Source organism: Bombilactobacillus mellifer, assembly GCF_000970795.1.
Taxonomy (GTDB): Bacteria; Bacillota; Bacilli; order Lactobacillales; family Lactobacillaceae; genus Bombilactobacillus; species Bombilactobacillus mellifer.
In genome coordinates, this window is the sequence record NZ_KQ034029.1 from 137,701 (window position 1) to 151,893 (window position 14,193).

Sequence of the window (14,193 nt, forward strand, 5' to 3'; positions counted from 1 at the left end):
AAACAAAAAATTGCTGTTATCCACAGCAATTAAAAAAATTTTATAAATGTGGCTAAATTAGTAGCACGTTTTTCTCAGTCTACGCCTCCAAAGTGATCTTTAGGAAATAACCAGCGCTCAAGGTATCTGAAGTCTCCCTAATCAGGCCCAGATCACCACTAACCATTTAATTAACAACGAAAATTTCATAATAACTTTTTGAATGTACTTTATTAACGCAAATGGATACGCTTTAAAATTGTTTTTTCTAAAGCTAAATAAATCAATGGTACCAACAAAAAGGTCGCCGCGGAATTAATGACAGTCGCCGGCAAACTTAAAAAAGAATTGACACATGCAACCGGCAATTGTGTCCCAACCATGAGGCTTTCTATAACTCCTGCTACCCAAGAAGTTACAATTTTAATCAAACCCGCCGCCAAAGACACCAGATATAGCTTGGCTAATTGTCCGGGATGATAATGCAACCAATGAAATGTCTGCGCCACTACGGCACTAAGTACTAAGGCTTCCAAAACAGTAATCCACGCGGTCGCGGCGTACCCATTTAAAACATCAAACAAACCCAAACCAATCATTGCCGCTGCCGCACCATAACGAAATCCGAGAACCAATACTGTCACCACAGCAAATGTATTCCCAAAATGAATAAAAGGACGTCCTACAACAGCAGGTAAATTAATCCGAAATAAACTAATTCCGATGAAAATAATTGCAGCACATAAACCTGCAAAAACCGTTCTTTGTAAAGTTTGCTTATTCATGGTAGAACCTCCTTTTCAATTGCCATAATTCGGGTAAAATCGCGGAAATGCAAACATCGGGCGCCTCTGTGGGAGTCTGTCGTACGGCTTGGTTGGTTAGTCGCGTAGCTTGATCAATAGCCCAGTTATGAGCAGCGCGACTAAATAAAAAACAAGCCAGTAAGCTACTGAACAAATCTCCACTGCCAAATCGACCCTTTGTTTGTCGCGGATATAAAACATAATGAAGTTGTTGTTGCGTCAAATATGCACAACCAATTTGCTGCCCGTGCTGAATACTAGTGACCACCACCAGCTGTCCCCGCATTTGGGCTTGTAGGGCCATCATTGCAGCTCTTAAATTTTGCTCGTTAGTAATTTGAATACCCGTTAGCAATTGTGCTTCAGTGACGTTGGGAGTCAGCACATCTGCAGTCTTCAACAAACTCTTTTGAGCTTGTACATAATCTTGATTGAGGCCGGCATATAAATGCCCATGGTCAGCCATCGCCGGATCTACTAACACTAAACCGGTCACTGACTGAGCAAAATGAGACCACAACTGGACTTGCTCACAGCTGCCTAAAAAACCTAGATATAGGCCGGAAATTTGTTGGGGAGTCCAGTCTGTCAAAGTTTGCTGTACTAAAGTAGTTAAACTTTGGCTGGGAGGATTAGCCTGCCAACCAGGATGTGTCGCTAAAACACGCACTGGTAGCATTGCGGCTGGCACATCCCAAACCGTAAAAACGATTGTCGCTAATTTTAATGATATATTCCCCCAAGCTGACCAATCTTGTGCTACTAAAAAGCGTGAATTATTTATTGACTCGTTTGACATAAGAACCATCTTGCGTATTTATTTCTAATTGATCTCCAACATTTACAAAATCAGGCACCGTAACTACTAAACCGGTATTTAACGTCGCGGGTTTCCCAGAACCCGAAACAGTAGCGCCCTTAATTGCCGGCTGTGTTTCTGTGACCGTTAACGTGACGGTCGTTGGTAAAGTAATGCCAACAACTTCAGTATTATAAAAATCAATTTTTACAGTCATATTTTCCACAAGATAAGGCAACTCAGCCTGAATCAGCTTCGTCGCTACTTCATATTGTTCATAAGTTTCTAAATCCATAAAAACTGCTGTCTGATCCTGCAAATACAAATATTGTACAGATTTAGTCTCAATAATTGCTTGCTCTAATTTGACATCAGGATGCATCGTAGTCTCCGTAATTGCGCCACTGCGTAAATCTTTCAACTTTAGACGCATCACCGTGTTGCCTTTGCCGGGTTTATGATGATCTGCTTGCAAAACCTTATAAAGTTTCTGATTTTGTATAAAAGTAATTCCCGCGCGTAATTCAACAGCTGACATCATGTCCTATTCCCCCAATTTATGGTATATGGGTTTATTGTAGCAGAAACCAGAATAGATTTTTAGCAACTTTCCCAATTAACCGGTTCTTTGCCCAATTAATAACCGATTTTTTCATTGTTTAGTTTGAAATGGTTATTAAAGTAATAAAAAAGGTTCAAAGTTCATTCATATACAACGGTTCATCTGATAGGAGCTAGCTAAATTTTCTATTGCACCGAATTATCTAGTTCATAAGTCAGTTTTCCCGTATATTGCCCCAACAAATTCACTGGTGGTGTTTTTAAATTTAATTGCAATTGAATACCTGGATCGGAGGCTGCCGGCTGCCAAGTATAATTAGTTGACTCAGTTGTATCGATTTTTTTAAAACTAGGTTTTGCTAATATTAATTCACGGCCTGTCGTCTTCGGGTTAGCTGTATCCTGTAATTTTAAAAAATAGGAGATAGTACTAGTATCATTACTTAAGGTACCACTGGTTTTTATTTTAATTGCAGTCCAGCCGGCATCTTTTTGTCTTTGAGTCCTTAAAGAACGGTTATCCTTAACGGTAATTTCTTGTTTACTACTATTTGAACTACTTGTTAATAACTGTTGCAAAAATGGCTGTAAATTAATGACTTGATATTGTAAATTTTGTGGTACTTGCGCAATACTTAGAGTTCCAGTCTCCACAGGTTCCCAAATAAAAGTATGCGATTTATCATCATTAGATTTATAATTATTTAACTCAGCGACACTTTTAGGCAAACCAATTATTTGAAAACTATTAGGATCCGTTTCATCGATTTCTTGCCAATTATCACTTGTATTGGAATATTGTTTGCCTTCAATATAAAAGTTGGAATGCCCAGGGAGCGAAAAGACCGAATCATCATTATGTTGATGCACAAATTGGGCCTTTTTACCGATTGTAATTTTATATAAATTCGGAGTTTTGAGAAACATCGCAGCGGTATCTTGGACTTGGAGCATATCAAAAGAACTAATATCCAGAGTTTTTAAACCGGTATCCCAAAACATTGCTCGCATATTGTTCACTGACGAGGTGTCTAAATAATCCAAATGATCGATTTTACTTAAATTGTGCATATGTGCGAACATCGATTGTAATGATCCTTGAATCTTTATTGGCCCTTTCAAAATTACTGTTTTTACTTGACTATTCTTCCAATTGGTCTTATCCCACGGCCATTTAGGCGCTTGCTTACCAGAAGAATTAAAAACTAAATTACTCCGGGGATAAAGTATCAAAGTTCCATTTGTACTATCAAACTGCCACCACGTGTGATCCCAGACATAAGTTTCTTGGACAGGTTTTCCCTGGTCTTGATAGAGTGCTATTAACTGCTGAGCGGTTAACGGCGTCCCCTGGGGGTTATCTACAGTGCCGCCAGCCACTGCTTGCCATTTAGTTGTATGGGGCCCCTCTTCATTTTCATCAACTGGTTTAGCATTATTCAATTTTGGATCATCAGGAAAGTGATTATTTGGTCCTAGTGTCAATTGAAATAATTGGAAATCGCCGTCAAACATCTTCACGGTACCATATTGATCCGGATAATTACTAGAAGTGGGGGTCTTATTGATCTTATCCATCCGAAAACTACTAATATTCAACTGCGTCAAATTATTCATACTTTGAAACATAGAGGTCATATTAGTAACTTTGGCGGTATCAAAATTGGTTAAGTCCAGCGTTGTAAGACCCGAATGCCGAAACATGTAAGACATATCAGTTACGTTTTGCGTTTGGAAATTATTTAAACCTTTCAACGAAGTGAGGTTCTTACAAGAGTCAAACATGGCACTCATATTAGTGACCTGACTCGTATCAAAAGTTGTCCCCAAATCCAAACTAGTTAACGCCGTTTGGCGAAATAAAGAATCCATAGAAGTTACATTACTGGTATCTAAGTTTTTCAGATTAGTAATTTGCTTTAAATTAGTCATTTGATAAAACATACCATTTAAAGCACCTTGTACCGCCAGCTTGCCTTTAAAATCAACTTTGTTAATCGTCGAACGCTCCGCATCCCAAGGCCAGGCACTTTTGGATGCAAAACCACTGCTGGCAGTATGATCATAAATATCTAATTCTACTTGGCCTTGGTCACCAGTGGTCAGCTCCCACCAGGGCCAGACATAAGTTTCTTGGACAGGTTTTCCCTGATCTTGATAGAGTGCTATTAACTGCTGAGCAGTTAACGGCTTCCCCTGAGGGTTATCTACAGTGCCGCCAGCCACTGCTTGCCATTTAGTTGAATGTGACTGGTTTTTATCATCTACCAGTTGTGCTTCTCCTAATCCCGGATCATCAGGGAAGCGATTATTTGGGCCTAGCGTTAATTGAGATAGCTGGGAATCGCCAGCAAACATCCTCACGGTACCATATTGATCCGGATAATTACTAGAAGTGGGGGTCTTATTGATCTTATCCATCCGAAAACTACTAATATTCAACTGTGCCAAACTATTCATACTTTGAAACATAGAGGTCATATTAGTAACTTTGGCGGTATCAAAATGAGTTAAGTCCAGCATTGTAAGACCCGAATGCCGAAACATGTAAGACATATCAGTTACGTTTTGCGTTTGGAAATTATTTAAACCTTTCAACGAAGTGAGGTTCTTACAAGAGTCAAACATGGCACTCATATTAGTGACCTGACTCGTATCAAAAGTTGTCCCCAAATCCAAACTGGTTAGCGCCGTTTGGCGAAATAGAGAATCCATAGAAGTTACATTACTGGTATCTAAGTTTTTCAGATTAGTAATTTGCTTTAAATTAGTCATTTGATAAAACATACCATTTAAAGCACCTTGTACCGCCAGCTTGCCCTTAAAATCAACTTTGTTAATCGTCGAACGCTCTGCATCCCAAGGCCAGTCCTTTTTGGATGCAAAACCACTGCTGGCAGTATGATCATAAATATCTAATTCTATTTGGTCTTGATCATCAGTGCTAAGTCCCCACCAATAATTTACTGTGAGAGGAATTTGCTTTTGTAAACCATATTTGTCTTTGACAATGATGGTTACCCCCTGATAACTAGAACCAGTGGATTGAATATCTGTCGGTAAATCCGCAGTAAAGTTGATCTGCTGTCCCGGATCTGTATTTGACAGTGTATTGGAGCCGTTTATTAATAAAGGTTTATTCTGAATTACTTTTCCTGCTGTGTTAGTATAGTTAATCCAAAAGGTGAGTGGCACCGCTTCTCCAGTTTTATCACACGCTGGATCTTGGACAATACCGGCCACCTTATTTTTTTCACCATTCACACACTGAAGTTTGCTGAGCTGCGGACCCTGCAATGCAATTTTGTTGACGGCTCCGTTTTCTTTGGTCTCGTTCGTAACATCATTAGCAGTATTCTTGACCCGATAAGTTACCTTTGCTTGATTAGGCTGTCCCAAAAAACCTGAATTGTTAGTTGAATTGAACTGCTCGGTAATACTGGAAATGAGCTGGCCTTTATCATCTTGAGCAAAACTGCCATAAATATTAAAGTTATAGAAATGGCCGTAAAAATCAACATTATTTAATGCACTCGTTTTCGCCGTAATTTGCAGTTTGGAACCGGCATCAGCTTGAGCTATGGTGTAATCAAAATTTTTAGTTTGATCCGTATTCGCTTCATCTGTCACTTTAATCTCACTTACTTGCCAGCATTTACTAATAGTATCCTCAATTTTGTAAGAACTTAAGTAGCCGGCTGACTTACTGGGCAAATTTTGTTGTATTGTATACAAGAGTCGTTTTTTATAAACTACTAAACCAGACTTATCTGCCGGCGCTTTTTCTTCACTGCCGGATTTGTTAATCTTTGGAATGGCTACGTCAGTGACTGATCCAAGGTCAAACCCACTATCAATTTCCTTATAAGTAGTGCCCGTAAAAGAGTAAGCAACCGTGGATTGATTTTCAAAAGTACCGGTAAAAGAATCCCGTTTATCTTTGGGATGTTCATTACTTTGACTGGTGATATTGGTGGTGTCATCTAAATCCTGATACCACAATTCACAATTATCTTTACAATAAATCTTGTTAAACATCCCCAAACGAACGTTTAAAATTTTCAAACTGTTAATATTACCAAAAGTTAAATGACCTGATACCAAAGTAGGGGTTGACTGAGCATGATCTAAAAATGTGATGCTCACTTTGGCCTGCATCGCTGATGCTTTGGAGCTACTGGTTGTATCAGTTTTTACATGTCCAATTTGTGAAACAGTAAATGAAACTACCCCATTCACTTCCACATCCACGCGGGCATCTAACACTTTTCCTGTATTCGAAAAGCCCACATTGGTATAAAGCATTTGGATCTTTGTAGCCTTACTACTATCTTGTGGTTGAAATTGAAAGACATGATCGCCTGTATCTTTGAGTTCGGTATTCTTACAATTAGTTGTATTTTTTGTGACTAAAGAGATCTGAGTTTGTGCAGAAATAGTCGGCGAAAAAGCATACTCTGATCCAATTTGCGAACCAGTAGTATCAATTTGCGGGCGATTCTTCAATTCAGCGTAGCCACTTTCAAGTGCTTGTGCATTGATGCTCATGATTGCCCATAAACCAATAAATTCTACACTTAACAAAACTAACAAATAAACTGCCTTTTTGGACAGTCCTCGTTTTTGTAGCATTTAGTTATCACCTTTTAACTTCTTCAACAATTTCCTAAATTTCTAACTTTGAGTCAATAGTTTTCGTCTGTTGCATTTTCACAACAGAAACTGTCGGTGCCCCTACAGGTACCGCTTTTTAATTTTTATGTAATAAAACAATCGAATTACTGCTCACTTTTCATCCATTCGAAGATCTAAGGATTACCAAGCAATTAATTCTTTTTATGACTACGAGTCCTTCCAAGAATGTTTTTTATTAAATGCATACTCAACTGACTCAGCAGTTTCCAGAGCTGTGAAACAATTAGTCATAATATAAAAAATAATCATATAATTGTTTTTAGTTAATGATAGATCAGAATAAAAAGCGATGCAAAAGAATTTCCCAATCTATCAAAGCCTAAACTGGTTTAAAAGGAATATCAGTAATTTACAATTCCGTTTAAAGATTTAATAATTTTTCTGTAGTCTTTATTCATTTCGGACGTCTTAAGTCAAACCTTGTCATAAAAATCTACATCTTTGTTCTTTTTAAAAGTCATTATTTTCTTATTTCACCAAGATAAGAAGCGCTCAATCCAAATTAATTTCTGGTAACTTACCAATAATTGCATCTTTTAAAGTCATATGCGGCTGCTTGAAACTGCCCCAAATTAAATTTGGGCAAATAAGCTGTCCAAGCTCCCCCACTCGTGACTATTAAAAAACAGCAGGATCCAGAAGGGATCCTGCTGTTAATTTTTAATGGTCTTACTTAATTTAATTTTTGTTTATTTTGAACTTGTAACTTTTCATCTAAATCGTAAACTACGGGTTCACCGGTGGCCATTTCCAAATTCATGATGTCATCATCCGAAATATTTTCCAGGTACTTAGTTAAAGCACGTAAAGAATTACCATGTGCGGCGATAATGACATTTTTGCCATCAATTAAATCTGGTGCAATTTTATCTTCCCAGAAAGGAATAACCCGTTCTAAAGTAACTTTTAAGTTTTCTCCGCCCGGAATAGCCCGCGGATCTAAATGTGCATACCGCCGATCTTGGGCAGCTGAGCCTTCATCATTGGCATCCAATAATGGTGGTAAAGTATCATAGGACCGCCGCCAAATATGAACTTGTTCTTCACCATATTTTTCAGCAGTTTCCGCTTTATTCAAACCTTGCAAGGCCCCATAGTGTCGTTCGTTCAGACGCCAAGTTTTTTCTTCCGGTATCCATAACTGACCGCATTCTTCCAATGCATAGTGTAAAGTTTTAATGGCCCGAGTTAAAACTGAAGTATAGGCTTGATCGAATTCAATACCTGCTTCTTTTAACAACCGACCTGCATTTTTTGCTTGCTCAACGCCTTCTGGACTTAAATCGACATCCACCCAACCTGTAAATTGATTGGACAAATTCCACGCACTTTGACCATGACGAATAAAAACTAGCTTTGCCATAAATGTGCTCCCTCTTTTTTTAATTTCTAACATTCACATTATATGTTTTCAGAAAAAGGGTGTCAATGAACAACCTAATGACCTAATAAAAAACCAACCTAAAACTTCAGGTTGGTTTGAGTTAGGCCTGTTCATCATCGGCCATTGCTTCTGGAATCACCGAAACATTAATTTTGCCACGAGTTAATTTATCAATTTGTTTTTGTGCATCTGTATCAAACACAATAATACCATCTTGTAAGAGATCCGGATGGGCCAATAAGTTAGAAATTTCTTGAGTTTCTTGCCGCCAATTATCAACTATCGGGATCACCTGAAATTGATTTTGGGCCTGTTTTAATAAGATTCGACACATTGGCGAGCTCACCGGCACAATAATCGTGGATTGTTCATCCAGAACTTTATTGGCCAACCACCATAAAATAAAGCTTTGTTCATTATCGAAGGTTTGAATCATAATATTAGCTTGATTGAAAATTTGAATATAGGGCTCTCCTGCTACACCACTTTTCACAATCGCTAATGAATGATCTGGCCGATAAAAACTCTCACGTAGTACGTTATTAGCATCATGGGGATCCATAACTTGAGTTACCATATTGATGCCCTGATCATCAATAAAATCAATACTTAAAATGCGATCATCATGATAATGATAAATATTCAGCGGATTTCCGGCTTCATTTTTGACTACTTTCATAATGAGTTTATTTTTTTCATAAATGTAGTCAACATTATTATCTTTATCGGTTTCTACTCGCGCTTCTGCACTGATTTCAATCAAACCTTGTTTCTGAGCCGCTGTAACAGTTTCATATTCCTCGTCATTTTGAAAACTACGATAAATGTTAAATAAAACCGCATCCGGATTAACAATTCCATCATCCAGATAAGTTTGCCAATGTTTCATTAATTCTTCATCGTAATTAAGACTTACAATCGCTGGCAAAATTGTTTTATCATCTAAAAAATAATCTAAATTAGCCAAATAGCCGCGCTGTGAGTCATTCTGATCGAGAAAACTTTCCTGTAAAATAAAATACTTCCGTTGGGAATCAAATACAATCTCACCGGACATCTGATCTGTTCCAAACCAAGCGCGCAAAGTACGATTGATTTGCTTAACTTTAGTTGTTTCTAATTGAATATCATTGTTTTGATTGCCATAATTAAGTTTATTTTGAATTAACTGATTATAATGAGAGCGACTTTGCAGCAATTCTGAACGCAATTGCTGTTTCATTTGTGCTCGTTGGGCATCTAAATCTTTTAAATCCTGTTCCGTATTTTCCCAATCGTCCGGAGGAAAACTCGGCTGCAATGGCTGCTGAGTCGGAACCGTTGCAGTTGACGGCGGTGTTTGGACCATTTGTTGCTGATTGTTTGTTGGAAAACCCATATTCACATTCGGTTGCCCATTTTGAGGTGCCGTAGCTGCTTCTGGTGCCGCTTGTTTTTGAACAGGATACCCCGGGACATCTTGAAACATTTGATTTTCTTGCGGAGCATTATTTACTGGCTGAGACGGGTGTTGCACTGAACTGGTCTGCTGACGATTCATTTGCGGAGCACGCTGTTGTTGATTGTTTGGTTGTTGTCCTCGATAACGCTTAAATGCTGGCATACTTTAAACCTCACTCCATGTGTATTCTTTCTCTATCATACCACTATCAATTATTTTAAAAAATAAAAAGTCATTATTTAGTTTTTAATCTCTCGCACACCTAAAACATCTAAGAAAAAAGTAAATATTGGAATGCCGACGATTAATCCCCAGCCACCCAATAAGTGTTCTGCTAGTAAAAGTATAACAAATGTAACGAAAATTGGTAAATGCGTACGGCTCGACATCAATTTAGGATTTAGAACATAAGTTTCTAAAGCATGAATTAATAAAATAGCAATCCAAATATAAACCATTGTTTGAAAGCCATTAACACTATAAGCAATAATTGATAACGGGATTAAAGAAATTATCACCCCGGCTACCGGAATTAAGGATAAAATAAACACCATAATGGCTAAACTGGGAACACTAGGCATTTTCAAAAAGACTAGCGTTACCGCGGTTAAAAGAGTGTTAACTATGGCAATAATCACTTGGGCTTCCAAAACCACTCCAAATGTATTAACAAATTTTTGTGCAAAATAATGGATATCTTGAAATAGCCAATTTAATTTACTGTCTTCAAACAATCTGCCAAACGCATTCATGCGATCAACTTCAAAACTATAAAAGTAGCTTAAAAGAAAGGAAATTAAAATTGTGGCCCCCACAGCCCCCACACTAGTTAAATATTTAAAGACCTGCGAAATGCCGGTTTTAATTTGCGCATCAATTTTCATATTTTGGGAGGCCTCAATTAAAAAATTAATTAAGGGGTCATGGTCTATCTGGCGGCTATTGTAAAAATGTACTACTTTTTGGACTAAATGCAGTGAAGAATCAATAATTCCCGGAATATAATGAGTAATAAATAAATATAAGAAAACTACAATAACTAAATATAAAGGGGTAATAATCCAAAAAGGAGTAATTCGGTATTTCACATGCCGTTGAATAAACCGAATTAAATTTATTGACAAAAAGGTAAAAATAAATGTCAATAAGACGGTACTCATAACATTGCGTAACCACCAAATTACAAAAATGCAAAACGCCAACACTACGACTCGGCGTAATGGAAGATTGTTAATAAAAGCTCGATAAAGTTTCATTGCATCTCCTGTGATTTAAAAAGATTAATTCCATGTGATATTGGCAGTAGGCAAGCGCAAAGGAAAATTTCGAAATGGCACCCAAGTTGTAGTTAAAGAATCAGTGTCTGGTTGCTCCAAGAGATACAGTTTTTGCTGCAGTACGCCAAAAATCAAAAAATTACCCGCCTTAGTCGAAACACTCCAGCCGCTTTTTTTCTCTTGCATTACGGCGGGTTCAATAAACACCAAATACTGCATCAAAGGTTGTTTGTTGCCTTTTTTATCAACTCCTTGAAAATCAGCTACTTTTTGATCAATGCTGTAATTACCATTCATATTAACACCAATACCAGCAATGGTACTGTCATTGTTTGCAGCAATAGCGCCCACAAACTGTCGTAAATCAGCATTAGAAGCAATGGGATTTTTTTTCAAGGTTAAATAGTGTTGATAAAGAACTTGATATTGATCATTTAAAGCCGCTAGTTTTTGGGAGGTAGGCACCAATGCCAAACCATGACTACTATTCTTGTTCCAGACCTGTAAATCTTCATTAAATAATAACAGTTTATCACTTTGTCTTTCTATGCGGGTGCGGGCCACTTTGATATTGGTACCGTACTTTGGAGAATTAGTTACTAAGTGCAATGACTTGACCACAGGATTTTGCGGATTTTGACCAGCAGTGTAATACTTAATAATTAACTGATTTAAAGGCTGCAGATAAAGTTTGCCATATAATGCGCGTAAGTAACCGGAAACTGTTTGCTGTTGCCAAATGACCGGATTATCAGTTTTAGCTAACGGATTATCCTGCGGTGCACGAATATATAAAGTATTAGTAAAATGCCCCTGATCATTAATATCTAAGTGTCCATAGGCCCGACTTCGGTGGATAATCGTCTGATAATTATAACCACCACTGATTTTCTGCGAGCCCAATTGCGCTGTGGCTTTTGCTTTAGCCGGAACTGGTTGCAAATGGGTCATTAATTTTTTCCCTAAGCGATCCGAAACATTCTGTTGTTGGGCCACGTGTTTGGTTTGTTGTTTTTGAAACTTTTTTACCGCCGCGCGGTTAACTCGCACTACTTGTCCTAACTGATAATTGGAACCTTGATAAATAACACGATAACCACGCAAAGTATAACCATTAATTTGATGCTGGTAGCTTTTTTTCAAAGCGATAATCATTTTAGGATGGGCGGTATTAATAATAATTTCCTTACCATCTGCATTTAGTTTAAAAGAGGGGTTGGCAAAATCACTATTTAACATATTGGAGCCGGTTTTGCTCGAAAAGAAACGAATATTTTGTACACTAACAGTTTTATCCGTATAAAACTTTAAACGGGAAATATTACTGGCATTATGATGATTAACCTGATACAAATACCAGGACGAATCACTTTCGGTTACTTGTTGATTAGCTGGCTGATGTCTTTGACATCCCAGTAAACCTATCATAGGCCAAATAAGTATAAAAACCACCAATAAACCCCATTTACGCATAATCAATTCCCCCATTAAACTCAAATTATAACATTTAATGAGTGCGAAAGTGAGTGTTAGCTGTGGATTATCCTGATGTCTTGATTAAATAAACTTATCACTTGAAGCTATAACTAAATTACGGCAAAATTCAAACAATGCGCGAGATTTTCTAGTAACCAGTAAGTTACCAATATTAACATTCTCTCAGAGATAATATCAAAAGAGCAAAAGGTGGTTTAGCGCCCTGGCAATTGAATTTTTTAACGCCAACTACATTCTCGACCAACCATTTTAACTGCAACGTTAACCCCTGTGCTCAGCAGATATACTTTACGAAAACTGTGCCCCGCTTTATCATAGTTTAAAATAGTATTGCCATTAAAGACCGATAAATTTATTGCGTAGTTTCAATGCCAACTATTATCCTTGTTCACCAATGCCCGGCGTTCAATATTTTCCAGCGTAACTATTTATTATTAATGAGCAGAAGGAGCTTAGCTTATGTCTTCGAAAACCCAAACTTATAATTTATTATTACAACAAGCCCAAGCATTACTCACGCAAGAATATGATGTGATTGCGAATATGAGTAATCTGACGGCGTTACTTTTTAACAATTTACCACAAGTTAATAGTGTGGCTTTTTATCGCTGGCAAAATCACGAATTAATTCTAGGACCACTACAAGGTCCACCAGCTTGCATGCACATTGCTTTAGGTAAGGGGGTATGTGGCACAGTAGCTCAGGAACTGACTACCAAGATAGTACCAAACGTTTTAGAATTTGCCGGACATATTGCCTGTGATCCGCATTCACGTTCCGAGATCGTGATTCCTATTTTTCAACACAATCATTTTTGGGGTGAACTGGATCTCGACAGCCCGCAATTTAATCATTTTGATACTATTGACGCAACTTATTTAGAGCAAATCGCGCCGTTAGTTTTTGGCTATACACCGCAACCAACTAAGTAAGGCCTACACACTAGCCATGCGAATGGAAACTACGTTGGGATTCATCGATAAATCTTCCACTATTTCCGCAGGATTTAATTTCGCGGGCACTTCAATCTCATAAATATTACTGTATAAACGTCGAGCATCATTACCGCTAACATTAAAATTAACATCGTGCACTTCGATACCATGCTCATCAAAATAATTTTGAATAAATTCTTTGGTTGCCCGCTTATGCTGATATTCAATAATAATTTTTTTCGAGGCTTTATTATGAAAAATTCGTTTTAAGACATCTAAGACTAAAAAAATCACGATCGTCCCCGCAATGGCAATGTCATAATTCCCCATTCCCGCAGCTAAACCTAATCCGGCTACCGTCCACAAACTGGCAGCCGTTGTAAGGCCATGAACTTCTTGATGATGCACCAAAATCGTCCCGGCACCTAAAAACCCCACACCGCTGACTACTTGAGCAATTAAGCGGGCGTCATCCGCACGAATGACTCCGGAAAAGTTCGGGTATTTATCAGCAATATATAAAGCATTATAGCCGATTTCTTTTTGAATTAACGCAATAATGCAGGCTCCTACACAGACTAGAATGTGTGTTCTAATGCCCGCAGAATGGTTACGTTGCTGACGATTATAACCGATTATCCCGGCACAAAGCACGGCTAGGCAAAGTCGTAAAACCACCGCATAAATTGATAAATGAATATTCATCAGGACCCCACCTTCCTTTTTTACTTAAGTTAATAATTATACTCAAATTAACCATAAATTAAAGAGCCCTGGGTTTACAATCATTTATTACATAGCAAATCAGCCCACCAGGA

General features: G+C 37.8%; 10 protein-coding genes. 1 reads left to right on the forward strand and 9 read right to left on the reverse strand.

The genetic code is table 11. From position 1 onward, the window contains the following. Positions 1 to 212 precede the first annotated feature (212 nt). From JG30_RS06870 to JG30_RS06905, 8 genes are all read right to left on the reverse strand, one after another. Positions 213 to 764: an ECF transporter S component gene (locus tag JG30_RS06870; RefSeq protein ID WP_046317542.1), complete on the reverse strand. Its 552-nt coding sequence runs from the start codon at positions 762 to 764 to the stop codon at positions 213 to 215. After that, positions 757 to 1,584: a PfkB family carbohydrate kinase gene (locus JG30_RS06875; protein WP_046317544.1), complete on the reverse strand. Its 828-nt coding sequence runs from the start codon at positions 1,582 to 1,584 to the stop codon at positions 757 to 759. The genes JG30_RS06870 and JG30_RS06875 overlap by 8 nt, the downstream gene beginning before the upstream one ends. Further along, entirely contained in the window at positions 1,562 to 2,125 is a 564-nt protein-coding gene (efp, locus tag JG30_RS06880) for an elongation factor P (protein WP_046317546.1), read from the reverse strand. The genes JG30_RS06875 and efp overlap by 23 nt, the downstream gene beginning before the upstream one ends. A gap of 206 nt (positions 2,126 to 2,331) precedes the next feature. Continuing rightward, complete coding sequence (locus tag JG30_RS06885) at positions 2,332 to 6,777, reverse strand: BspA family leucine-rich repeat surface protein (protein ID WP_046317548.1); 4,446 nt, start codon at positions 6,775 to 6,777, stop codon at positions 2,332 to 2,334. Positions 6,778 to 7,513: 736 nt separating this feature from the next. Then, complete coding sequence (locus JG30_RS06890) at positions 7,514 to 8,203, reverse strand: 2,3-diphosphoglycerate-dependent phosphoglycerate mutase (RefSeq protein ID WP_046317550.1); 690 nt, start codon at positions 8,201 to 8,203, stop codon at positions 7,514 to 7,516. Positions 8,204 to 8,324: 121 nt separating this feature from the next. Further along, complete coding sequence (locus tag JG30_RS06895; RefSeq protein ID WP_046317552.1) at positions 8,325 to 9,827, reverse strand: hypothetical protein; 1,503 nt, start codon at positions 9,825 to 9,827, stop codon at positions 8,325 to 8,327. A 77-nt stretch (positions 9,828 to 9,904) separates the two neighbouring features. Next, positions 9,905 to 10,921 (reverse strand): AI-2E family transporter, encoded by a 1,017-nt coding sequence (locus JG30_RS06900; RefSeq protein ID WP_046317554.1) that lies wholly within the window; start codon positions 10,919 to 10,921, stop codon positions 9,905 to 9,907. Positions 10,922 to 10,945: 24 nt separating this feature from the next. Continuing rightward, positions 10,946 to 12,415: a hypothetical protein gene (locus JG30_RS06905; protein WP_046317556.1), complete on the reverse strand. Its 1,470-nt coding sequence runs from the start codon at positions 12,413 to 12,415 to the stop codon at positions 10,946 to 10,948. Between the two features lie 483 nt (positions 12,416 to 12,898). Here JG30_RS06905 and JG30_RS06910 point away from each other — a divergent pair, with 483 nt between their 5' ends. Beyond that, positions 12,899 to 13,372 (forward strand): GAF domain-containing protein, encoded by a 474-nt coding sequence (locus JG30_RS06910; protein ID WP_046317558.1) that lies wholly within the window; start codon positions 12,899 to 12,901, stop codon positions 13,370 to 13,372. A 3-nt stretch (positions 13,373 to 13,375) separates the two neighbouring features. Here JG30_RS06910 and JG30_RS06915 read toward each other — a convergent pair whose 3' ends face one another. After that, positions 13,376 to 14,080 (reverse strand): MgtC/SapB family protein, encoded by a 705-nt coding sequence (locus tag JG30_RS06915; RefSeq protein WP_046317560.1) that lies wholly within the window; start codon positions 14,078 to 14,080, stop codon positions 13,376 to 13,378. Positions 14,081 to 14,193 lie beyond the last annotated feature (113 nt).